This is a genomic window from Christiangramia sp. LLG6405-1 (assembly GCF_045055805.1).
GTDB lineage: Bacteria > Bacteroidota > Bacteroidia > Flavobacteriales > Flavobacteriaceae > Christiangramia.
The window spans coordinates 3,328,915-3,351,709 of record NZ_CP159330.1; the positions used below are offsets into that span (position 1 = coordinate 3,328,915).

General features: G+C 37.6%; 18 protein-coding genes and 1 tRNA gene. 15 read left to right on the top strand and 4 right to left on the bottom strand.

Translation table 11 applies throughout. The annotated features are described in order from the left end of the window. Positions 1-30: 30 nt before the first annotated feature. The 5 genes from ABVM50_RS15335 to ABVM50_RS15355 all read left to right on the top strand — a co-directional run bounded on the left by ABVM50_RS15335 (position 31) and on the right by ABVM50_RS15355 (position 3,815). On the top strand, positions 31-222 hold the full coding sequence (locus ABVM50_RS15335) for a hypothetical protein (RefSeq protein ID WP_405199368.1): 192 nt from the start codon (positions 31-33) through the stop codon (positions 220-222). A 41-nt stretch (positions 223-263) separates the two neighbouring features. After that, positions 264-671, top strand: coding sequence for a hypothetical protein (locus ABVM50_RS15340; protein ID WP_405199369.1), 408 nt, complete (start codon positions 264-266; stop codon positions 669-671). 2 nt (positions 672-673) lie between these two features. Continuing rightward, positions 674-1,939, top strand: coding sequence for an ABC transporter permease (locus ABVM50_RS15345; protein ID WP_405199370.1), 1,266 nt, complete (start codon positions 674-676; stop codon positions 1,937-1,939). A gap of 6 nt (positions 1,940-1,945) precedes the next feature. Next, complete coding sequence (locus tag ABVM50_RS15350; protein WP_405199371.1) at positions 1,946-2,854, top strand: hypothetical protein; 909 nt, start codon at positions 1,946-1,948, stop codon at positions 2,852-2,854. A 109-nt stretch (positions 2,855-2,963) separates the two neighbouring features. Further along, the gene (locus tag ABVM50_RS15355) at positions 2,964-3,815 is read left to right on the top strand and encodes a M57 family metalloprotease (RefSeq protein ID WP_405199372.1); all 852 of its coding nucleotides are present in this window, start codon (positions 2,964-2,966) and stop codon (positions 3,813-3,815) included. A 439-nt stretch (positions 3,816-4,254) separates the two neighbouring features. On the opposite strand, the gene ABVM50_RS15360 is transcribed toward ABVM50_RS15355, so the two are convergent. After that, positions 4,255-5,472: a site-specific integrase gene (locus ABVM50_RS15360; protein ID WP_405199373.1), complete on the bottom strand. Its 1,218-nt coding sequence runs from the start codon at positions 5,470-5,472 to the stop codon at positions 4,255-4,257. A gap of 237 nt (positions 5,473-5,709) precedes the next feature. After that, positions 5,710-5,794: transfer RNA gene (locus ABVM50_RS15365), tRNA-Ser, on the bottom strand. A 217-nt stretch (positions 5,795-6,011) separates the two neighbouring features. Here ABVM50_RS15365 and ABVM50_RS15370 point away from each other — a divergent pair. Both ABVM50_RS15370 and ABVM50_RS15375 read left to right on the top strand, forming a co-directional pair. Then, positions 6,012-6,638 carry an SGNH/GDSL hydrolase family protein gene (locus ABVM50_RS15370; RefSeq protein ID WP_405199374.1) on the top strand — a complete coding sequence of 209 codons (627 nt, stop codon included), beginning with the start codon at positions 6,012-6,014 and terminating at the stop codon, positions 6,636-6,638. 195 nt (positions 6,639-6,833) lie between these two features. Next, positions 6,834-7,856 carry a M28 family metallopeptidase gene (locus ABVM50_RS15375; RefSeq protein ID WP_141878329.1) on the top strand — a complete coding sequence of 341 codons (1,023 nt, stop codon included), beginning with the start codon at positions 6,834-6,836 and terminating at the stop codon, positions 7,854-7,856. Positions 7,857-7,932: 76 nt separating this feature from the next. On the opposite strand, the gene ABVM50_RS15380 is transcribed toward ABVM50_RS15375, so the two are convergent. Beyond that, entirely contained in the window at positions 7,933-8,574 is a 642-nt protein-coding gene (locus ABVM50_RS15380) for a protein-L-isoaspartate(D-aspartate) O-methyltransferase (protein WP_295182500.1), read from the bottom strand. Between the two features lie 136 nt (positions 8,575-8,710). On the opposite strand from ABVM50_RS15380, the gene ABVM50_RS15385 reads away from it, so the two are divergent. From ABVM50_RS15385 to miaA, 8 genes are all read left to right on the top strand, one after another. After that, entirely contained in the window at positions 8,711-9,676 is a 966-nt protein-coding gene (locus ABVM50_RS15385; RefSeq protein ID WP_405199375.1) for a Gfo/Idh/MocA family protein, read from the top strand. Positions 9,677-9,741: 65 nt separating this feature from the next. After that, positions 9,742-10,632: a 3-hydroxyacyl-CoA dehydrogenase family protein gene (locus ABVM50_RS15390; protein WP_405199376.1), complete on the top strand. Its 891-nt coding sequence runs from the start codon at positions 9,742-9,744 to the stop codon at positions 10,630-10,632. A 75-nt stretch (positions 10,633-10,707) separates the two neighbouring features. Then, entirely contained in the window at positions 10,708-11,943 is a 1,236-nt protein-coding gene (locus ABVM50_RS15395) for a DUF1015 domain-containing protein (RefSeq protein ID WP_405199377.1), read from the top strand. A 63-nt stretch (positions 11,944-12,006) separates the two neighbouring features. Then, a complete protein-coding gene (locus ABVM50_RS15400; protein WP_405199378.1) occupies positions 12,007-12,666 on the top strand; it encodes a YggS family pyridoxal phosphate-dependent enzyme in 660 nt (219 codons plus the stop codon). 18 nt (positions 12,667-12,684) lie between these two features. Beyond that, the gene (locus ABVM50_RS15405; RefSeq protein WP_405199379.1) at positions 12,685-14,058 is read left to right on the top strand and encodes an exonuclease domain-containing protein; all 1,374 of its coding nucleotides are present in this window, start codon (positions 12,685-12,687) and stop codon (positions 14,056-14,058) included. Continuing rightward, positions 14,051-16,030, top strand: coding sequence for a DUF3857 domain-containing protein (locus ABVM50_RS15410; RefSeq protein ID WP_405199380.1), 1,980 nt, complete (start codon positions 14,051-14,053; stop codon positions 16,028-16,030). The genes ABVM50_RS15405 and ABVM50_RS15410 overlap by 8 nt, the downstream gene beginning before the upstream one ends. Before the next feature lie 24 nt (positions 16,031-16,054). Beyond that, on the top strand, positions 16,055-16,879 hold the full coding sequence (locus ABVM50_RS15415; protein ID WP_405199381.1) for an ion transporter: 825 nt from the start codon (positions 16,055-16,057) through the stop codon (positions 16,877-16,879). Further along, complete coding sequence (miaA, locus tag ABVM50_RS15420; protein WP_405199382.1) at positions 16,872-17,780, top strand: tRNA (adenosine(37)-N6)-dimethylallyltransferase MiaA; 909 nt, start codon at positions 16,872-16,874, stop codon at positions 17,778-17,780. The genes ABVM50_RS15415 and miaA overlap by 8 nt, the downstream gene beginning before the upstream one ends. Here the strand turns inward: miaA and ABVM50_RS15425 are convergent. Next, positions 17,770-22,737 (bottom strand): HYR domain-containing protein, encoded by a 4,968-nt coding sequence (locus ABVM50_RS15425; protein WP_405199383.1) that lies wholly within the window; start codon positions 22,735-22,737, stop codon positions 17,770-17,772. The two genes, miaA and ABVM50_RS15425, sit on opposite strands and share 11 nt — an antisense overlap. Between the last annotated feature and the right edge of the window lie 58 nt (positions 22,738-22,795).

Genomic DNA, 22,795 nt, shown 5'->3' on the forward strand with positions numbered 1-22,795 from the left:
TAAATTTATTTCTGAATCAAATACTCTTATATGAAAAGAATTATCACCTATTGCCTTATATCCTTTTCAATCTTGGCAGTTTCTTGCAGTGCTGAAGATTCCAGAAGTGAATGTGGTACTCACAATGGTAAACAATTAAATATTGGACCTGAAGGAGGATGCTATTATATCAACAGCAATGGAAATAAGACTTACGTTGACAGGTCTGAATGTCGATGCTAGATTATGGTGTATTCCATTTTACCTAATCCAATTGAAATACCATGAGCAAAACACCTATTTCAACAGAATTGAAGAGCCATTTTTTACGCCTTTATCAAATGGCTTTAACTGATGATAAATTCGATGTACTAGAATTAAAAACACTTTATTCATTTGCAGATGATCGTGGAGTTCCAAGAGAAGAACTGGATCGATTGCTTTTAAATCCTGTAAATCATTCATCGACAATTCCAAAAGATGTAAATACAAGAATTGAATATTTGTATGATCTGGCAACGATGATTTTAGCTGATAATGTTATCACTGAAGATGAAAAAATCACCTTACGGAAATATTGCAGGAAGTTCGAATTTCTTGAAGAAAATGTAAATGAACTTGCTGATTATTTACTTGAATGCGTTCAAAAAGGTGTCCAAAAGGAAACTCTCATCAATAAATTAAATAGCTAAATATGGAATCTATTAAAAATCTATTTCGTTTAAAGGATGTACCAAGAGAAGTAAGTGATACTATGGCCTCTGAGTTTGATAGAGAACAGATTAGAATTACCTACTACCAGAGTGGATTCGCAGCATCAACAAAAGCCTCGGGAAAACCAATTGTTTTTCAAGCTTGTTTGCAAAACCTTTTTAGCAGCTTCGAAGATCAATGTCGCAGGCAGAATGCCGAGCAAGAGAAACTAAAGCAACCCTATAGAGAGGAACAGGAGAAGCTGAGAACTGAATTGAAAAAATCAGAAACAGGACTTTCTATTTTTGATGAAAAAGAAACAGAAGTAATTAATAAAATTGAATCCGTTAGACACGATATAGTAGATGTTAAGAACGCACCTGAAAAATATGGTGTTGAAGCAGATAAAAGACCAAGAGCTCAGTTTTATATAGGTTTAGCGGTCCTTCTGCCAATTACTCTATACCTTATAGTATTTTACATTTCAGCTTCGTATTCTGCGTTTTTCAAGGAGTTCACTAATGATGTTCTTACCGCTGCAATATTTGACAAAGATGCCTTGACAAATGCATTCAATGCAAGCTGGCTAGAAGGACTTTTAGTAATTACTATTCCATTTGTCTTTATGGGTTTAGGTTACGTTATTCATATGATGCAAAAGGGAATTGGTTTCGTAAATTATTTAAAACTCGCTGCACTACTAATAGTGACATTTTTATTTGATGGATTGCTAGCTTATCAAATTGAAAAGAAAATTTACGATTTCAACAGAACTCTTAACTCCCCGGACTATAATTTGGAAGTTGCTCTAGGAGAAGCTGAATTTTGGATGATCATTTTTGCGGGATTTGTAGTTTATATCATCTGGGGGTTGGTTTTCGATTTTATTATGAAAGAACATGAAAACCTGGATAAGATTAAGGTTTTTATAAGTAATAAAAAGGAACAGATTAAAAACCTGGAAAGAATTAGAGAAGATATTATCAGTAAAAAAGAGGAATTTAAGAACAAGATTACTGAAATTCAAGGTAGTATTTCGGAGATTCAATCAAAGATAAATGGATTTATATTCCCAATAAAAGAGTATTTGTTATATCATAATCAATATAAAGAAGGATGGTTCCAGGCCATTAATACTGAAATTGCACTTCCAACAAAAGAAAAGGAAGATCTTTTACAAGCTTGTAATAATATGGCTGAAATCCACCTAAAAGAAATGAATCTTGCGGACCAGGACTTTCAACATCTAGTATATTCTAAAAATTAATTACTAATGAAGTCTAAAATAATTTTAGCAGTCACTGCAATGATTATGTTTATCTCTTGCCAGTCTGATCAGAAAGAACAGCAACCTCAAGAAAGCAATAATAGTAATATATCTCCAATAAAAGGAGATATAAGATCACTGGAGAATTTAAACATCAGCTTTTTACTAGATCTTTCTGATAGAATAGATCCTGAGAAGTACCCTAATCCTGCCATGAACTTCTATGAGAGAGATGCTTCTTACATTAATTCAGTAGCGGAGGCTTTGCGTAGACATTTAAATTCAAAACGCATAAGGCAAATTGATGATAGGATTCAATTATACTTTGAACCAGAACCGTCAAATCCAGATATGAACGTGATTTCAGAGGAGTTGAAATTCAATTTCTCGAAAGAGAATATTTCTAAGGATCTGTTGAAAAAATTTGATGAAACTTATGAAAGTAAACCAAGGAAAATATATGAATTAGCCATAAAAGACAATAACTATATAGGTTCAGATACCTGGCGCTTTTTTAAAAACAAGGTTGATGATTACTGTATTGAAGAAGGCTATAGAAATATTTTAGTTGTCTTAACGGATGGCTATATTTTTCACAAGGACACCAAAATAAAGGAAGGTAATAAAACTTCATACCTTACTCCTGAGTACATACGATCCTTAAAATTAAATACAAACAACTGGAGAGACATCTATAAAAATAATGGATACGGTTACATACCGCTTGACAAGGATTTAAGTAATCTAGAGATACTCGTTTTAGGAATAAATCCTGATACTAAAAATGATTTTGAGGAAGAAATTATAAGGCAATATTGGACAGATTGGCTTCAAACTATGAACGTGAAACGTTTTAAGATCATGAAGGCTGATTTACCGTCAAATATGGATGAAATAATAAAAGATTTTATATGATGTTCTTTTGAATTACCGTAAAACCATACAAATTGTAAGGTATAAAATTCCAGAAACAAACCATAAGTGATTAGTTTTAAGGTATTAATAACCCTAAACTATCAAAATTATGATTCGAAAGATTCTATTTTTATCTACGATTGTAGCTTCTATCAGTTTTACGTCCTGTCAGAAAGAAGATACTGAAAACCCAATGGAAGCAACACCTGATTCGGCTAAGTATAGCCAAGAATTAGAAGTAACCGATGCAGTTAGAGAAAAAGTGAAAGCACTCAACTTAAACTCTAAACATATTGAAGTGATTACTCAACGAAATCTTGAAGGTGGTATTGAATCTCTTTTCAAAATAGAGGGCGATATCTTAATGAGTCCTGAGGCACTATTTGACATGGAGCCTGGTAGTATAACAGATAAGCAGTATCGTACCTACAACCTTGTTAGTAGTCCAAGCACAATAAACGTTATTGGTTATACTGGAGGATCTAATGCATTAACATCCAAGCAAAGATCTGCTCTCCAACGTGCTATCAATAATTATAATGACCTAAACATAGGACTAAGTTTTACCTTGACGTTTGGGACTAGCAACTATCAGGCTTATGATATAGTTGTATACCAAAACAAGAATGGTCAAGCGGGCGGTGTAGCTGGATTCCCAAGTAATGGTAATCCTTATCAATACATTCAAATATTCAGTGGTATGGAAAACTATAGCACCGCAACTAATGAGCACGTTATGACTCACGAAATAGGACACACTTTAGGTTTGAGACATACCGACTGGTTTAGCCGTCAAAGTTGTGGACAGAGCGGTGAAAGTGCCAATCCTGATGGAGCTGTACACATTCCTGGAACTCCTACAGGTTATGATTCAAATTCTGTGATGTTATCGTGCTTTAGTGCATCTGAAACTGGCAATTTTGGATTTTATGATGAAGTGGCCTTGGAATACTTATATTAGTATAATATCAACAAGGGATTTTTTAAAAATCCAAACAAAGGAAAAAGGATGCTATATTTAGTATCCTTTTTTTTAATCTCAGTATATAAATATTTAGCAACTAACAGTGATCACCTTATGCTCACTTGAGAAACCAGCCGAGCCCTACCTAGGTGGTTTTTTTTAATTTTTATTTATGAATTTAGTAGGTATTGGAATACTAACAGGCATTTTAGCGACTTTATTAATATGGATTGTGGTGAAGTCTAAATTTAAAATTTTTCCTAAGTGCAGCTTGAGTATTTTCCTCGCAGTTAGCATATTTCTTACTGTATATCTTTTTATAGTTTAATAATTACATATAATCTTCGAGCTATATTATGTATATATTTTATTCGTCTTAATTTATTGGTTCCTAAAATTTAGGAGCGATCATTGATTTTAGATTATTCTACAAATTCTAATTATTCACTAATCTGGATCGAAGTGCTAGCATGTCCTCGCTTACCTTTTGATCTAGAATTTTCGCATAATGCTGGGTGGTTTTCAAATTCTTGTGTCCAAGCATCTTACTAACAGATTCAATTGGAACTCCATTTAAAAGTGTTACAGTAGTAGCGAAGGTGTGACGAGCGAGATGGAAGGTTAAGTTTTTATCAATTTCACACAAATCTGCTATTTCTTTCAGATAAGCATTCATCTTCTGGTTTGTCAGGATAGGTAGTAAATGCTCGCTACTTGACGCCACTAAATCAAAAGAGTATTTTTTGATTATCTCTATCGCAGTTGGTAGCAACGGAATGTTGCTTCTTGAATCTGTTTTAGAGCGATTAATTTTAATCCATTTGTGACCATCGATACCTATTACAATATTTTGAACTGTAAGCTTTTTAACATCTGAGTACGCCAAACCCGTAAAGCATGAGAAAATAAAAATATCTCTAACGAGTTCCAGCCTATTAGTATGAAAGTCCTTTTCTATAAGTTGTTGAATTTCACCCTCAGTCATGAATTCACGATCTACAATTTTTAATTTGGCCTTCCAGTGAAGAAATGGATCATTCTGAATCCAATTATTCGCGTAAGCAATCCTGATAATTTTTTTAAAATTGATAATGTATTTCACGGCCGTATTATGACCGCAATTTCTTTCAGTCTTTAAGTAATATTCGAAACCAGTGATGAATTGATGATCTACATCCTGTACCGGGATGTCTTTTACTCTATATTCTTTTGCTATATACTCAGAAACGTGCTTTTTAGCTGTTCGATATCGTTCCGCCGTTCCCGCAGCAAAATCTTTACCTACTAGGCGGTCTACTTGGTCATTATGGGTTTGGAAAATTTCTAAAAGCATTTTATTTTTCTCGTTCTTCCCAGAATAGATATTTCTAATAGTTTCTGCTGAAAAATCCTCATGCTTTTTTGTGAGATCTTCATAAATCCTATCAATTCTACTTCTAATTTCATTGAGATACCTATTAAAATTTCCAGCCTCAGCACTTTTACCTCTCATAGAACCAGTCTCTGAGTTCCACTTATCAAATAAAATTTTTCTTTTAATACTTAACTCACTTCGTTTCCCATTTACCGTAATCCTCAAGTATATTGGGACTTTTCCTAATTTATCTTTATTGCTATTCTTTGGATAAAATAATGTAGAGTAGGTTTCAAACATCGGTGCTGCTTTTTATTCTTCCTAAAGATAAATAAAAAAAATAACTACAACCTCTATAACACACTAATTTTAAAGCTTTTACATAAGATTCGGTGCTGGTTTTTTATCGCAAAATTTAGCACCGAATTAAGGTCTATTTCATTGATATTAGATGGCGTTATTTGATATTAAGGAAAATTAAAAAAGCCCGAAAACATAGTGTTTACGGGCTTTTAGTAGAATTTAGTAAATTCTTAGCGGAGAAAGAGGGATTCGAACCCCCGGAGGTGTGACCCTCAACAGTTTTCAAGACTGCCGCATTCGACCGCTCTGCCATTTCTCCTGAGTGTCTTATCAGCTATTTGCTGATTGCGGGTGCAAATATAACAAGCTTTTTTAATTTCCAACAACTAATTTCTAAACTTTTTCTTCTTTTTTCGTAGCTGCTTCTATATCAGTCTATTTCATATTAAGAATTTACTTTGAAAATTTCAGTAGAAGTTTTAGCTTCTATTTTTATTTCCTTTTCTTTCAATCATCATTAGAAATTCTAAAAGAAAATGGAGCAGGACTGGGCAACTTTAAATAAGTATCATAAAGAGAATAAAGAAATTATAAAAAGTTCAAAATGGCCTGATGTAGTTTTTATGGGCGACTCAATTACAGAAGCATGGGCGAATCTTCATCCAAATTTTTTTGACACCAACAATTATCTTGGTAGAGGTATTGGCGGCCAAACCACTCCACAAATGCTTATAAGATTCACTGCAGATGTACTGGATTTGAATCCAAAGGCAGTGGTAATTTTAGCAGGAACTAATGATATCGCCGAGAACACAGGTATTTATTCCCTCAAAATGATTACCGATAATATCCAAGCCATGGCCTACCTGGCAGAAAAGAAAAACATCAAAGTCATACTAAGTTCGGTGCTTCCTGTCCACGATTATCCATGGCGACCCGGCTTGAAACCTGTTTCCAAAATAGAAGAACTGAATGTCTGGCTTCAGGATTTTACGCAAAAAAATGGATATGTCTTTCTTAATTATTTTGACTCTTTGCGTGATGAAAACAAGGGAATGTCAAAAAGATTTTCCGAAGATGGTGTGCATCCTAATTCCATCGCATATGGAATAATGGAACCTTTAGCTATAGAAGCTATCAAAAAGGCGTTAAGCAACCAGTAGAAAACGTCGAAAATTCTTATCTAAAACAGTCTGCATTAGTATAGAAATTCTTCAGAATCTTGTCAATTATTTCAGCAAGTACGCAATTCAATTTAAACCTTTTCAAATCACCTTAGTCTATTTACTGAGGGACATTTATATCCTTTGCAATGAAACCGCTATATTGGCGGCATTAACGAATAACTAATTTACAATATGAAAAAAATTTGGTTTCTGGCTTTACCTGCCCTTTTAGCTGCATGTAGCGCCCATAACAAGAAGATCGAGAATGCAGATCCTATGGAATATGCTAACACGATCACTTCCGAAGAGCTTAAAGAACATCTTTACACATTTGCCAGTGATGAATTTGAAGGTCGTGAGACTGGAGAACCTGGTCAGAAAATGGCTGCAGAATATCTTAAGAACGAATATAAAAGTCTCAACCTACCTTCTCCAATTGGCGGTGATGACTATTACCAGGAAGTACCTGTAAGTTATTTCAAAAGAGGAAATGTTAAACCGACAGAGAATGTCGTTGCATTTTTAAAAGGTTCTGAAAAGCCCGATGAGATCCTTGTCATTTCTTCTCATTACGATCATGTTGGGATGGACGATGAAGGAAATGTTTATAATGGTGCAGATGATGATGGTTCTGGTACCGTTGGGGTTCTTGAAATTGCTGAAGCTTTTGTTGAAGCCAGCAAAGATGGATACACTCCAAAACGATCTATTCTTTTTCTGAATGTAACTGGTGAGGAAAAAGGACTGGTTGGTTCTAAATTTTATACAGATGAACCAATTTTCCCACTTGCTAATACTGTAGCAAACCTTAATATTGATATGATTGGTAGAATCGATCCTGATCATGAAGGGAAAGAAGACTATGTATATCTAATTGGAAGTGATAAGCTAAGCACAGATCTTCATGAATTAAGTGAGAACGTAAACACTAAATTTGTGAATATGGATCTTGACTATAAGTATAACGACGAGAACGATCCAAACAGATTTTATTACCGAAGTGACCACTATAACTTTGCAAAAAACAACATTCCGATCATTTTCTATTTTAATGGGACTCATGCCGATTATCACAAAATGACCGATACTCCAGATAAGATCGAATACGACTTGTTAGCTAAACGTGCACAATTGGTATTCCTTACTGCCTGGGAGATCGCTAACCGTGATGAAAGAATTGTGGTTGATAAACCGATCGAAAAAGATTCAGAATAATTGCTGAATACCCTAAAAAAAAGCTCCTTCGCAGGAGCTTTTTTTTATGCTTTGATCTCAACATTCGAGATGTTATCTAGTTTTTATTCTGAAGCAATGGAACAAATCTAAAGTTCCCATATTCGGTTTTATCAAATTCTTTTGGGGATTTCCGAATAAACAATGTCATGATCTGCACGTCTGTTCCTACCGGGATGACCAGGCGTCCCCCAACCTTTAATTGGCTCAGCAAATCCATTGGAACTTCTGGCGCACCGGCAGTAACAATGATCTTGTCATAAGGTGCATATTCAGGAATTCCTTTATAACCATCCCCAAAACTCAAATATTTGGGTCTGTAACCGATTTTCGACAAAAAGGTTTTGGTCTTTTTATATAATTCCCTTTGTCTTTCAATACTATAGACTTTGGCGCCAAGCAAGCAAAGTACTGCCGTTTGATAACCACTTCCAGTTCCAACTTCTAGCACCTTTTCTCCGGGTTTTAACTCCAGAAGTTCAGATTGAAATGCTACCGTATAAGGTTGTGAAATAGTTTGATCTGCCGCAATGGGGAATGCCTTGTCCTGGTATGCATGATCTTCAAAACTGCTATCCATGAACAGGTGTCGTGGGATCTTTCCAATAGCAGCCAGCACTTTCTTATCGGTGATTCCTTTTTTCTCTACCGTTCTTACTAATTGCTGTCTTTTTCCCTGATGTCTGTAAGTATCTTTCAAGTCCGGTTTGCTTTGTTGCGGGTATAAAATTAGGCAAAGAAGCCGACTATTCCCAAGTAATTTGCACTCCCAATTTGGGCTGTAATTGTAAAGTATTTAATATCAAAATGCTATTTTTGTGAAAAATGCAAAATATATGCTTAAAGCAGGGGTTCTGGGTGCAGGTCATCTCGGGAAAATTCATCTTAAATTATTACAGCAGTCAGAAAAATATGATCTCATCGGGTTTTATGATGCGAATGCTGAAAATGCAAAAAAGATCTCAGGAGAATTTGGCTACAAGATGTATGAGAACTTAGATGAACTTATTGCAGATGCAGATGTAATCGATGTGGTTACTCCTACCCTCGCGCATTATGATGTTGCAAAAAAAGTGATTACTGCCGGTAAACATTTATTTATCGAGAAACCTATTACCAACACCTACGAGGAAGCAGTAGAACTTATCAAACTTGCTAAAAAGCAAGGAGTAAAAGGACAGGTTGGTCATGTAGAAAGATTCAATCCTGCATTTCAGGCGGTTAAAGATCGCATTGAAAACCCAATGTTCATTGAAGCGCATCGTTTAGCTGAATTTAATCCGCGTGGGACAGATGTGCCAGTAGTGCTAGACCTAATGATCCACGACATTGATGCAGTGATGAGCGTTGTAAAATCTGAAGTAGTAAAGATCAATGCCAGCGGAGTTTCAGTAATTAGTGACACTCCAGATATCGCGAATGCTCGTATAGAATTCGAAAACGGTTGTGTAGCAAATCTTACCGCAAGCAGGATCTCTATGAAGAATATGAGAAAATCGAGATTCTTTCAGCGTGATGCATATATTTCAGTAGATTTTCTGGAGAAAAAATGCGAGGTTGTAAAAATGAAGGATGCTCCCCAGGATCCAGATGATTTTGCGATGATCCTTCAGAATGCTGAAGGAGTAAAAAAGCAGATCTATTTTGATAATCCAGATGTTTCAGCCAACAACGCCATTCTTGAAGAACTGGAAAGTTTCGCTGAAGCAATCCAAAATGATACCGAACCGGTGGTGACCATGCAGCAGGCGGCAAATGCCCTTAAAGTTGCCAACCAGGTGATCGCCAATTTTAATATTTAAACTAAAATACCGTTCAGGATGTTTCCGAAGAGAAGCAAACCGGAACACTTAAAATCTATATTTCTATGAAAAATATTGCCGTAATAGGAGCCGGAACAATGGGAAATGGGATCGCTCATACCTTTGCCCAAAGCGGATATAAAGTACATTTGATCGATATTTCTGAAGATAGCCTGAAACGAGGAATGGATACTATTTCCAAGAACCTTGATCGTATGGTGTCCAAAGAAAAGATCTCCGAAGATGACAAAAACAATACCTTATCCAACGTAAGCACTTTTACCAGCATTGCTGAAGGAGTTAACGGTGTAGACCTTGTTGTCGAAGCTGCTACAGAAAATACAGATCTTAAACTTAAGATCTTTAAAGATCTTGACAAAAATACTGAAGCCAGTACTATCCTGGCAACAAACACCAGTTCTATCTCGATCACCCAGATCGCTGCTGCGGTTTCTAATCCTGAAAGAGTGATTGGAATGCATTTTATGAATCCTGTACCTATCATGAAGCTGGTAGAGATCATTCGCGGTTACAATACCAGTGATGAAATTACCAATACGATCATGGAGCTTTCTAAGAAACTGAATAAAGTGCCGGTAGAAGTAAATGATTATCCAGGATTTGTGGCAAATAGAATCCTAATGCCGATGATTAACGAGGCGATTGAAACTCTTTACAATGGAGTCGCCGGAGTTTACGAGATCGATACTGTTATGAAACTTGGAATGGCACATCCTATGGGACCACTGCAACTGGCAGATTTTATTGGTCTTGATGTTTGTCACTCCATTCTGGAAGTAATGTATGATGGCTTTAAAAATCCTAAATACGCACCTTGCCCACTACTTACTAACATGGTTCGTGCTGGAAAGATTGGAGTAAAATCTGGTGAAGGTTTCTATGATTATTCTGAAAGCAGAAAGGCAGAAAAAGTTTCAGAACAATTTAGCAGCTAGAACTGCTGAAATAGTATGAAGGCTGAATTTCAGGTTATACTGAAGTTTTTACAGCCTGGAAATAGCATTTTAAAATTGACAAAAATACTACCTTTTAAAGCGGTTCGCCCGGCAAGAGAATTTGCCGGGCTTGTCGCATCCCGTTCTTATGAGGATTATAATGAGGAGGAATTGAAGGCTCAGCTTGAATTCAATCCTTATTCATTTCTACACATCATAAATCCTGGGTATAAATTTCAGCATGAGATTGGCGGTGAAAAGCGATTTGGAATGGTTAAGAACCGTTACCTCGAGTTTCGTGAAGACTGTACTTTTATACAGGATGAACTTCCCTCCTATTATATTTATAAGATCCATACCCGTGATGGCGATTGCTGCGGAATCATTGCAGCGGCGAGTGTTGAAGATTACGAAAACAATGTCATCAAACGCCACGAAGATACCATCGCGCACAGGGAAGAATTATTCAAAGAATACCTCAAAGTAGTTGGTTTTAATACAGAACCAGTACTGCTTACCTATCCAGATGATCCCGTGATCAATGAGTTGCTGGAAGAAAGAATGAGATCAAGACCGGAATATGAATTTGCTACGGCGAATAAAGAAATCCATTCGCTTTGGCTTATCGATGAGCCAGAAAATATCGAGAGGATCAAGCAACAATTTGCTGCGATCGAACAATTGTATATTGCAGATGGTCATCATCGTAGTGCATCTTCCTGGTTACTGGCGAAGGAAAGCAGAGATCAAAACCCCGATCATACGGGAAAAGAAGCCTATAATTTTTTTATGAGCTACCTTATCTCTGAAAGCAACCTTCGGATTTTTGAATTCAGCCGACTCATAAAAGACCTGAACGGACATTCAAAAGAAGAATTTCTGATCCTGCTTGACGAGTGGTTCAGAATAGAAAATCGCGGAATCGATATTTATAAACCCTCCAAAAAGCATCATTTTAATATGTACTTGGATGGCGAGTTCTATTCATTATACCTTCGGAAGCATAATGCGAAATTTACAGATTCTCTAAGTGAGCTGGATTCCTACATATTGTACGAGAAGATTCTGAAGCCTATACTGGGAATCGAGGATCTTCGTTACGACAAACGCATCGCGTATATTCACGGTCGTAATGATCTAATAGAATTGAAAACAAGGGTAGATAGCGGGGAATTTGAAGTCGGATTTGGGATGTTACCTGCCGGTATCGAAGAAATCAAGCAAATTGCCGATGAAAATTTGACCATGCCGCCAAAAAGTACTTATATTGAGCCGAAATTGCGAAGTGGTCTTACCATTTATGAATTTTGACTTCAGCGCAATAACCAACCTGCCCTACCAGGGATTTTATATCCTTAATTAAAGTTATAAAGGATGAGTGTTTCAGAAAATATAAAAAAATACAGAAGTGAACTTCCTGAAGATGTGAAGCTGGTCGCTATTTCCAAGACCAAGCCTAACGAGGATCTTATGGAAGCTTACGAAGCCGGTCAACGAATTTTTGGAGAGAACAAGATCCAGGAAATGACCGATAAGTGGGAAGAACTTCCCAAAGATATTGAGTGGCATATGGTTGGTCACGTACAGCGCAATAAAGTGAAGTACATGGCACCCTATGTGAATTTAATTCACGCGGTGGATAGCCTCAAATTATTGAAGGAGATCAACAAACGCGCGAAACAGAATGAACGTTCCATCGATTGTTTATTACAGATAAAGATCGCAGAAGAGGATTCAAAATTCGGGATAAGCAGGCAGGAAGCTCGTGAGATCCTGGAATCTGAAGCCTATGCTGAAATGAATCATGTCAATATCGTTGGATTAATGGGAATGGCAACATTTACTGAAGATGAGAAACAAGTTCGCCAGGAATTTGATCGTTTAAAGTCCGCTTTCGATGATTTTAGCCAGGATTTTCCTGAACTTAAAGAGATTTCCATGGGTATGAGTGGCGATTATAAAATTGCCGTGGATTGCGGTTCTACTATGGTAAGAATTGGCAGCAGCATCTTTGGAGAACGCAACTATAATTAAAATAAGAGGAGAGAGTATTTGTACGCTATACTAGACATAGAAACCACCGGTGGGAAATACAATGAGGAAGGGATCACCGAAATAGCAATTTATAAGTTCGATGGCCTTAAGGTCGTGGATCAATTTATTAGCCTGGTAAATCCAGAACAGCCTATCCAGCCGTTCGTGGTTAATCTAACCGGGATCAATAATGATATGCTTCGGAATGCTCCTAAGTTTTATGAAGTAGCTAAACGAATAGTAGAAATCACCAAAGATTGTATCCTGGTTGCGCATAACGCGAAATTTGATTACCGAATCCTAAGAACTGAATTTAGAAGACTAGGCTTCGAATACGAACGCCAGAGTCTTTGCACCGTGGAACTTTCTCAGAAATTAATTCCCGGTCAGCCTTCTTATAGTTTAGGCAAGCTGGTAAGATCGCTGGGGATTCCTTTGAGTGATCGTCACAGAGCTTCAGGCGATGCACAGGCGACTATCAAATTGTTTAAGATGCTACTTGCGAAAGATGTTGAAAAAGACATTATGAAGGAGCATGTTCGAAAAGAACCTAAAAAGAACCTCGATACAAAGCTGGTTTTTATCCTGGAAGAACTTCCTTCAGAAACCGGTGTTTATTATTTCCATAATGAGAATGGAGATATCATTTACGTTGGTAAGTCGAGAAATATCAGAAAAAGAGTAAATCAGCATTTTACCAATGACAATCCAAAGTCGCGGGAAATGCAGAAAAAGGTAGCTTCAGTATCCTTTGAACTTACCGGCAATGAGCTCATTGCGCTATTAAAAGAGAACCAGGAAATAAAACAGATCAAACCTAAATATAACCGGGCTCTAAAAAGAGATATTTTCAGCCATGCTTTATATCATTCAGTAGACGAAAAGGGTTATATTAATTTAAAGATTGGCAAGGCAGTAAGTTCCAGGGATCGCATCACCACCTTCAGTTCTTTGCGTTCTGCGAAGAACTCTTTAACCAAATGGGTGGAGGAATATGAATTGTGTGAAAGATTATCTGGACTGCACGGAGGCAATGGAAATTGCTTTGCGTATACTATCAAAAGTTGCCACGGTGCCTGCGTGGAAGAGGAACAACCGGAAACCTATAATGGACGAGTGCGTGAACTTATTGATCGCTATTCTTATGAAAATAAGGATATGCTATTAGTAGGTCGTGGAAGAGAAGTTGATGAAAAGAGCGCTTTATTGATCGAGGATGGCGAATTTAAAGGCGTAGGTTATTTCAATTTAAATCACCAGATCAACAATCTGGACATCATTAGGTCTATTATTACACCTATGAATAATAACCGTGATGCTGAACATATTATCCAAAGCTTTTTAAGGAAAAAGCATCAATTTAAAATCATCCAATTATCCATTCATGAGTAAATTTTTTACGCTGGTATTTTTATTAAGTATCAGCTTTGTTCCTGCCCAGAATTCTAACTATTCTACTGAAGAATTTGAAGTATCAAGAGAAGACCTATTAGCAACTAATTATGCCCCAGACACCACGGCGCATGCTGTTTATATCTACGAGTCTGGTTTTACTGAATTTGATCCAGATGAAGATCACGATCTGGTAACCAGTTATAAGGCGAAGATCAAGATCCTGGATAAGCAGGGAATTGACTATGCTACTATTAAAGTACCATTGGGCAAGAACAGAGAGAACGGCAAGGTGAAGGTATTGAAAGATCTCAAAGCTCATACCTTCAAATTAGTGAACGGTCGTATCGTCAAGAAAAAAGTAGAAACATCGGCTACTTTCGAAAGCGAGCAAAAATACTACAATGAGTTTTCTTTTGCATTTCCAGATGTAGAACCGGGAGATGTCATTCAGTTTTCATATAAGATCGTTTCTCCGTTTACATTCAATTTCAGAACCTGGGAATTTCAGGAGGATATTCCGAAGATGCATTCTCAGTTTACGTCGAAGATCCCGGGAAATTACGAATACCACACCACGCTTACCGGAGGCAGAAAGCTTCACAAACATGAAGATAAGTTAATCGAACATTGTATAAGTTTCGGTATTACCTCTTCCATGGCAGGTTGCGTAGAGACTTTGTATGTGATGAAGGATGTTCCTGCGTTTATCGAGGAAGACTACATGACTAGCGGAGACAATTATATCGCCAAGATCGAGTACGAATTAAAGCAGGTTACCAGAACCGATGGTTTTGAACGAAAATACACCCTAACCTGGGATGATGCAGATAAAGAAATTAGAACATCCAGCAACTGGGGAAAACAATGGAAAAAAGACAATGCTGTAAAGGATGTACTTCCTGAAGCAATTAGCAGTCTTCCAAATACATTGGAAAAGGCAAAAAAGATCTACTATTTTATTCAGGAGAATTATAAATGGAATGGCGAATACGATATCCATGGTGATATGAACATCAAAGATATCGTCGACAGTAAATCTGGAAGTGTGCTTGCGATCAATAGCCTGTTGCATAATGTCTATGCTTCCGAAGAATTTAATGTGTCTCCTGTGCTGGCTTCTACCCGAAGAAACGGTTTCGCTCCAAGAGTTCACCCTGCAGTTTCAGAATATAATTATTTCTTTATTCAGCTAAAAATAGACGAAAAGGAGTATAATCTTGATCTAACCGATGAGCAGCTGGATTTTGGCCGACTTCCATTTCGCGCTCTGAATACGTATGCGCGTAAAGTAAACCTGGATGGTTCCAGTGACTGGATGTCGATCGAACCAAATGACTTTAGCAATTATGCTTTTAGAGATTCTTTAAAAGTGCACAAGGATGGTACGGCGTCTGGAACATCCAATCAGCATTTAAGCGGGTACCATGCAGTGAATTTCAGAAATAAGATCAAGGAAAACGGTAAAGACAAGATACTCCAAGAACTTTCTAAAGCGCAGCAATTCACTAGATCTACAGATATCGCGATAGAAAACCTTGATGATGTTGAAAACGGACTCCAGATCGAATACACGCTTGAAAATGTGAGTCAGAAGATCAATGATCTTATCTATTTAAACCCCTTTAGCTTTCAGTTTTTCGAAAAGAATCCTTTTAACCTGGATGAGCGTACCTATCCTATCGACTTCGGATATAGAAATGCTTTTAGCTATTCCGCAGAAATTCATATTCCTGAAGGTTATTCAGTAAAAGAACTTCCGGAGCAAAAGGCTATCAGGTTACCGGGCAACGGAGGAGCTTTGATATTTAATGCCGTAAGTTTTTCAGAAAATGTAGTCATGGTTCAATGCCGAATGACGCTTTCTCAAACGCTCTATACGCCAGAATACTACGACGGACTCAAAAAATTCTTTAACGAATTGATGACAGTTCAAAGTCAGTCGCTCATTGTACTCGAGGAAAATAGTTAAATTAGAACCTATGAAACGTAGATTTTGAATAATAAAGAGAAACTTCCAGATTGGAAACGCAAACTGCATGAGGTAATTTACGAAGCCGATACTCCGGCTGGTAAAACCTTCGATGTGGCTATTTTGCTGGTTATTCTTATTAGCGTTGCGTTAGTAATGATGGAAAGCGTCTCGTGGATGCTGGTTAAATATGCAACCGAATTCTATATTGCTGAATGGGTGATCACAGTGATCTTTACCATTGAGTACGTTCTAAGGATCATTACGATCAATAAACCGAAGCGTTATATCTTTAGTTTCTTCGGAATGGTGGACCTGCTTTCTACCTTACCTAGTTATATCGGGTTCCTGTTTGGAGGCGCCAACCTTTTGTTCGCCATTAGAGCCTTACGATTACTAAGGGTTTTTAGAGTGCTAAAAATTACCCGTTATGTTGGAGAGTCTCAGAAACTGATCTCTGCGCTGAAAAATTCAAAAGCTAAAATTCTTGTTTTTTTATTCGCGGTCTTGATCATATGTATTATTGCAGGAACTTTAATGCACCTTGTTGAAGGTGAGAATGGCGGATTTAATAATATCCCTCTTTCTATTTACTGGTGTATCGTAACTTTAACTACGGTTGGATTTGGTGATATAGCTCCGGTCACGCCGGTGGGAAGATTGATAGCCTCGCTGATTATGATCACGGGTTACGGAATCATCGCCGTTCCTACCGGTATCGTGAGTGCAGAATATAGCAAGGCTACCGATGCTCCAAAGAATACGCAGGCTTGCCCAAATTGTAATGAAACAAAACATTTGGACGATGCGGAATACTGCCATCGTTGTGGATACGAATTGAATGACTAAGACACTTATCAATATCGTTGGTCCTACTGCCATTGGGAAAACTGCACTCTCGATCGAAGTTGCGAAGCTTTATAAAACTGAAATTCTATCGGCAGATTCACGGCAATTCTATAAAGAAATGTCGATTGGAACGGCAGTACCCGAACCGGAAGAACTCTCAGCAGTCAATCACCATTTTATTCAGCACAGATCAATTACTGAAGATTACAATGTTGGAGATTTCGAGAAGGAAGCCCTGGCAAAACTTGATGAACTTTTCGAAGAACATGATGTGGTGGTAATGGTAGGCGGCAGCGGACTCTACACCAAAGCCGTGGTGGAAGGTCTCGATCATTTTCCCGAAATAGATGACAATATTCGTATTGAACTGAATGAAGAATTGTCAAAACACGGTCTGCAATCACTTCAGCAAAAATTACAGCAGTTGGATCCGGAATATTATGCAGTAGCCGATGTTCAAAATCCACATCGCCTTATTCGTGCTTTAGAAATATGCATTGGCACCGGAAAAGCCTTTTCATCTTTTCTGAAGAAAAAAAAGAATGCCAGGAATTTCGAAACAATCTCTATAGGTCTTACTGCGGAAAGAGAAGAAATATATGACCGCATCAATCTAAGGGTAGACCTTATGATCGAAAATAGATTATTAGAAGAAGCCCGCCAACTATATCCTTCCAGGAAATGCAATGCCTTGAATACAGTCGGCTACAAAGAGCTCTTCGCCTACTTCGATGAGCAATGGAATTTAGAAACTGCTGTTTCTGAAATTAAAAAGAATACCCGAAGATTTGCAAAAAGACAATTAACCTGGTTCAGAAAAGATGAAACTATTACCTGGTTTGATCGTACTACCAATTTCGAATTGATAGCAGCACACCTGCAGGAAAAGCTCAATTCTTAATAATAAATCGTTTTGTTTTTTCACCTTCACTGGTGATCATTTTTACCACGTATACCGCTTCCTGTAATGGCCCGGTACTAATTGCGTATTCCAGTGCATTAGCCGGATAATCCTTTCCGGTAATAAATCTACCACGGTGATCGAATACTTCGATCCTCGAAATAGTCACATCGGCTGGGGTTGCTACTTTAAAATTACCTCGGTTTGGGTTGGGATAAATAAAGATGTATTCTGAACCTTCCGCAGTACCATTGCAAATTCCGCTTTCAGCAAAAACCTGTACTTCTACAGCAGTTGTAGTGGAGTTTCCACTAGCATCTGTTGCGATCAGGTTGATCTCGTTCCATCCAAGATCCTTGCAACTAAAAGCACTTCGGCTTAATTCATAGCTAAGATCGTTATCACAGTTATCACTAAAACTCACGATCACATCCTCTGGAGTAATCGTTGCATTTCCGGAAAGATCCAGATCGATACCAATGTTCTGAACTTCAATTTCGGGTTTGATTCGGTCAACTACTTCGATACTTATCTCACAGGAACCATTTTCCACTCCTGTATAGCTTAGAGTAACCTGATTAGTTCCAAGGTCATCACAGTCGAAAATCTCCTGATCAAGGCTAAAACTGACACCTGAAGCGTCACCAGTATACAATTCATTAATCTGGAGCTGTGCTGTACCATTTTCATCCAGTTCGAGAACATAAGTCTCCACGCACTGAAATTCTCCAGTGTCTACTGGCACTACAGTAATGGTAACTGTCGTTTCCACTTCAGTAAAACCATCAAAGACATAATATATAAAACTGTCATCACCAATGAATCCGTCATCTGGAGTATAGACAAAAGACCCATCAGATTCGAACTCAAGAGTTCCATTGGTAACATTTTCAACAAGCGTGGCGGTTAGTTCATCACCATCTGCATCCATATCATTGGCCAGAACTCCTTCTTCCGCGGAAATATTTAAGGTTGTATTGACGGGTGTGGAATAGAAATCCTCGTTCGCAATAGGAATATCGTTTCCTTCTGTATCGACAGCTAAGGTCAACATGAAACTACATTCTGAAGCATTGTTAGTATTAGAGATATCAAAAGCTATAAAACTCACCTCGGTATTTTCTGAAATTTGCGTACCAGGTGCCGGATCCTGAATGATCTCTGCCAGTCCGCAATTGTCACTTACCTCCAATTCGCCTCGATAGTCCGGGATTGCGATACTTTCACCTTCTGCAACTACTATCATTCGATCCTCAGGACATCTAAGCATTGGCGAAGTATTGTCTTTTAGAACCAGATCAAATGTACAGGAGTCAAATTCTCCATTAAAACTTACGTTGATTTCAATGCTCGTTGACTGTTCTATTCTCGTTCCTGCTGGTATAGATTGGGAGAAATTCGCATTAGCAGGTGAGTAAATGATAGTATTTGAAAAATCAGGTACTATATATTGACAGTTTTCATCAGCTTTGATTATACTTTCGTTCTGCGGACAATTAAGCGCAAATTCCTGGGGCTCCTGCTCCAACGTTAATCTATAAGTTACCTCACATCGCTCGGTGTTGCCATAACTATCGGTTGCCGTAAAAAGTATGTCGTAATCCCCTGCTTCTCTATAAACGGTACCTACAGGTGGATCCTGTACAATTTCCAGATCTTCGAAGGAATCACAATTATCAGCAATACTAAAACGACCGATCACTTGTGGCAACACGAAACCGCCTTCCAGAGGTATTTCCCTCTCCTGTATACCTGCTGGACAAATAATAAGTGGTGCGCCAACATCCTTGACGGTTACTTCTACAGTACATGAAAAATTTTCTCCCGTCTCCCTATCTGTAGCTCGAATAGGCAGTTCAAAAGTTCCAATATCCTCGCAGGTGAACTGCTGAACATTTAGTTCAAAATCAAGATTAGAGCTATCTGAAAGAATAAATTCTGAGGTTGGAATTTCTGTGACTGAAGAATTCTGAGCATCTTCTCCAAGATTTATCGTGATCGATTCGATACATTGAAAGGTCGTTGTCTGGCGGACTAGATTAACTGAAATGGAGCATTGGTCCACCACCGTATTATCAACTCGTAACTCAAATCGGACTTCAGTTTCACCAACCTCAAAAAACTCTCCAGACGTAGGTCCTTCAGTTTGAAACAATTCTGCTTCGGAACAGTTATCCTCAAATTGCGGTAGATCGAATGTGATGATCTTGCCAGTTGCAGAAGCCTCCAGTAACTCTGAAATATCATTGGGACAGGAAGTGAAATTGGGTTCCTCTGTATTTTCTACAGTAATAGTAAAACTACATGATTTGGGCTCGTTAATTCCGTCGGAAACCTCATAAGAAAGCGTGGTGGTTCCTACCGGAAATATATCGCCAGAGTTGAGATCTATATCATCGGTCCGGATAATTGAAAGATCATCACCTTCAGGATCGGTCACAGTTGGTTCTTCAAATTCTACTATAGCTCCGCAAATTCCGCTGTCATTGTTAACAGAAATATCAGCTGGACATTCTATTGAAGGTGCAAAGTTTGGGGGCAGCACTTCAAATTCGAAACTGCATTCTGAAGTAAGACCATTCACATCTGTCGCTTCAAATGTGATAGTATGAGAACCTACGTTGAATTGTGATCCTGAAACTAAACCTTGGGTTTGCAGAACAGAATCAATCCCGCAGTTATCGGTAGCCGTGGGTGTATTAAAATCCACGACCGCAAAGTTCTGACCGGGTTCTGAGGGAACTGAAAAGTCTGAAGGACAGGTGATTCTTGGAGCTTCAGTATCCTGAACTACAATATCAAAATTGCATGTAACCGGATCGTTTGTTCCATCATTTGCCTGGAAAGTGATTGTTGTCCTTCCAACGGGAAATAAATCTCCGGAATTCAATCCAGAATTATCAATTTTTGTTACCCTCAAAGAACCACTTTCATCACTTGCCATAGGAAGATCGAAATTGACAACCGCACCGCATTCTCCGGGATCGTTTTCTTCAGTGATATTTGGTGAGCAATTGTCGAATTCTGGTGGTGTGTCTTCTGCTTCCTCAGTGATCGTAACTGTAAAAGTGCAAGTCGCAGTATTGTCAATCTTATCTGTGATTACGAAGGTATTGGTAGTAGAGCCTACTGGAAACTCAGAGCCTGTTGGTAGACCTGCATTTTGTATGATAGTCGTACCGGGACAGTTATCATCAAAGGTTGGATTTACGTAATTAATAACTTTTCCTGTCTGCCCAAACGGTACAGTTTCATTAAAGTTTGTTGGGCAACTTAAGAATTCAGGGTTTTGGTTATCTTCTACTACAATATCAAAACTGCATGTAACCGGATCATTCGTTCCATCATTTGCCTGGAAGGTGATCGTTGTATTTCCAACAGGGAATAAACTTCCTGAAACCAGATCTATATTTTCATCAATTCTTGTGACTTCTACATTTCCACTTTCATCACTTGCCGTTGGATTATCAAATACTACTGCGGCTCCACATTCCCCGGTATCGTTTTCTTTAGTAATATATGGTGAGCAATTCTCGAATTCTGGTGGTGTGTCTTCAAATTCAGAGCCATTAACCGTAATTTTAAAAGCACATCTGGCTTTATTTCCACAAAGATCTGTAGCTTCGAATACTACATTATAATCACCTTCGGTTTTACGCTCACCCGATTCCGGCCCGGCAATAATTTCTACTTCAACATTATCTTGATCTGCAGCAGTTGGCATAGAATATATTACCTCAACCTCATTTTCTCCCTCAGCAATTTCCAACACTAAATCCTCAGGACAATTTAATACTGGAGATTCGTCATAAAACCCAGGAGTTCTTTTATATATTTCTAAATCAAAGTCAAAATCAAATCCACTAAAAAAACCACCTTCAATATTCAGATTATTAATACCGAAAACATTACAAGGGCCTAGAGCTAAATCTACAGGAAGATCAATTTCATTGAGAATATGACCTTTATAAGATAAATCATGATTATAAACTCTTATTTTAAAAACTTCGTTTCTAATACCATCTTGAATATTACCAACTTGGCTCACAAGGTTTAGCGGCTCATTTCTAGCCTCTAAAATTGTCTTTAAGCTCACATCATTTCCAAAATCTGCGATGTAAATGAAATTTTCTTCATCCACGTTAATTGACCCTGGAGAACCAATATTATCAGTGGGTCCCTCCAAAATATCTACCCTAACTGGATCCAAATTTGGATCTAAGTCAATTACTTGAACCCTACCATTATCTGGTCCCACTTCAGATACAAAAATTCGTCCATCATTATTAGCGGCTATTCTATACGGATAGTTTAAAGAATCTCCATTAACTCGATGGAACTCAGTAAAGTTTCCATTTGTGAAAAAAACTTTTATATAACCTCTCTCCGATGCACTTCCATTGGTTCCACTATAATTATCCGCAACATATAAATTATCTTTATTATCAAATGCTAAGCCTGTAGGACCTTTAAACATGTTTGGACCTTTACCGTAGTTTCCATTCCCAATAGTTTCGGATGGTAATGGGGTACCATCAACATCAAAGACCAATATTTTGCGATTGTTACTTGCCACGTTACCTACATAAAAACGATCCTTAGAATCAATAGCAAAATCAAGTGGGGAAAAAAGCAATTTAGCATCAATTACTGGCTTTGTTTCATTATTTCCTAAAACTTTATGAATACCGTTACCAAAAGTCAGAATAAATAATTCGCCTTTGGAATTGAAATCAGCACTAATAATTAATGAATCTGCTTTAGATTTAAGATTAGCTATATCATTAAGTGAGATATTTATAGAATCTGAATAAATTTCATTTTGATGGATAAAAGATGGATTGGTTACATCCTGCCCAAAACTATTAACGCTAAAAAATAAAATTAAGAATAAGCTAATGCAGACTTTTCTTTGAAAAGAACTCCTGTAGGTAGGTATATCTGCTGCATTTATCAATCTAGGGCATTTTATGGAATGCCGTAAAGATACATATTGTAAGAAAACCGCTCTTATT

Coding starts and splice junctions, on each gene's coding strand:
- ABVM50_RS15335 (WP_405199368.1), top strand. CDS start 31: ATGAAAAGAATTATCACCTATTGCCTTATATCCTTTTCAATCTTGGCA.
- ABVM50_RS15355 (WP_405199372.1), top strand. CDS start 2,964: ATGATTCGAAAGATTCTATTTTTATCTACGATTGTAGCTTCTATCAGT.
- miaA (WP_405199382.1), top strand. CDS start 16,872: ATGACTAAGACACTTATCAATATCGTTGGTCCTACTGCCATTGGGAAA.
- ABVM50_RS15375 (WP_141878329.1), top strand. CDS start 6,834: ATGAAAAAAATTTGGTTTCTGGCTTTACCTGCCCTTTTAGCTGCATGT.
- ABVM50_RS15345 (WP_405199370.1), top strand. CDS start 674: ATGGAATCTATTAAAAATCTATTTCGTTTAAAGGATGTACCAAGAGAA.
- ABVM50_RS15350 (WP_405199371.1), top strand. CDS start 1,946: ATGAAGTCTAAAATAATTTTAGCAGTCACTGCAATGATTATGTTTATC.
- ABVM50_RS15360 (WP_405199373.1), bottom strand. CDS start 5,472: ATGTTTGAAACCTACTCTACATTATTTTATCCAAAGAATAGCAATAAA.
- ABVM50_RS15370 (WP_405199374.1), top strand. CDS start 6,012: ATGGAGCAGGACTGGGCAACTTTAAATAAGTATCATAAAGAGAATAAA.
- ABVM50_RS15340 (WP_405199369.1), top strand. CDS start 264: ATGAGCAAAACACCTATTTCAACAGAATTGAAGAGCCATTTTTTACGC.
- ABVM50_RS15390 (WP_405199376.1), top strand. CDS start 9,742: ATGAAAAATATTGCCGTAATAGGAGCCGGAACAATGGGAAATGGGATC.
- ABVM50_RS15385 (WP_405199375.1), top strand. CDS start 8,711: ATGCTTAAAGCAGGGGTTCTGGGTGCAGGTCATCTCGGGAAAATTCAT.
- ABVM50_RS15410 (WP_405199380.1), top strand. CDS start 14,051: ATGAGTAAATTTTTTACGCTGGTATTTTTATTAAGTATCAGCTTTGTT.
- ABVM50_RS15400 (WP_405199378.1), top strand. CDS start 12,007: ATGAGTGTTTCAGAAAATATAAAAAAATACAGAAGTGAACTTCCTGAA.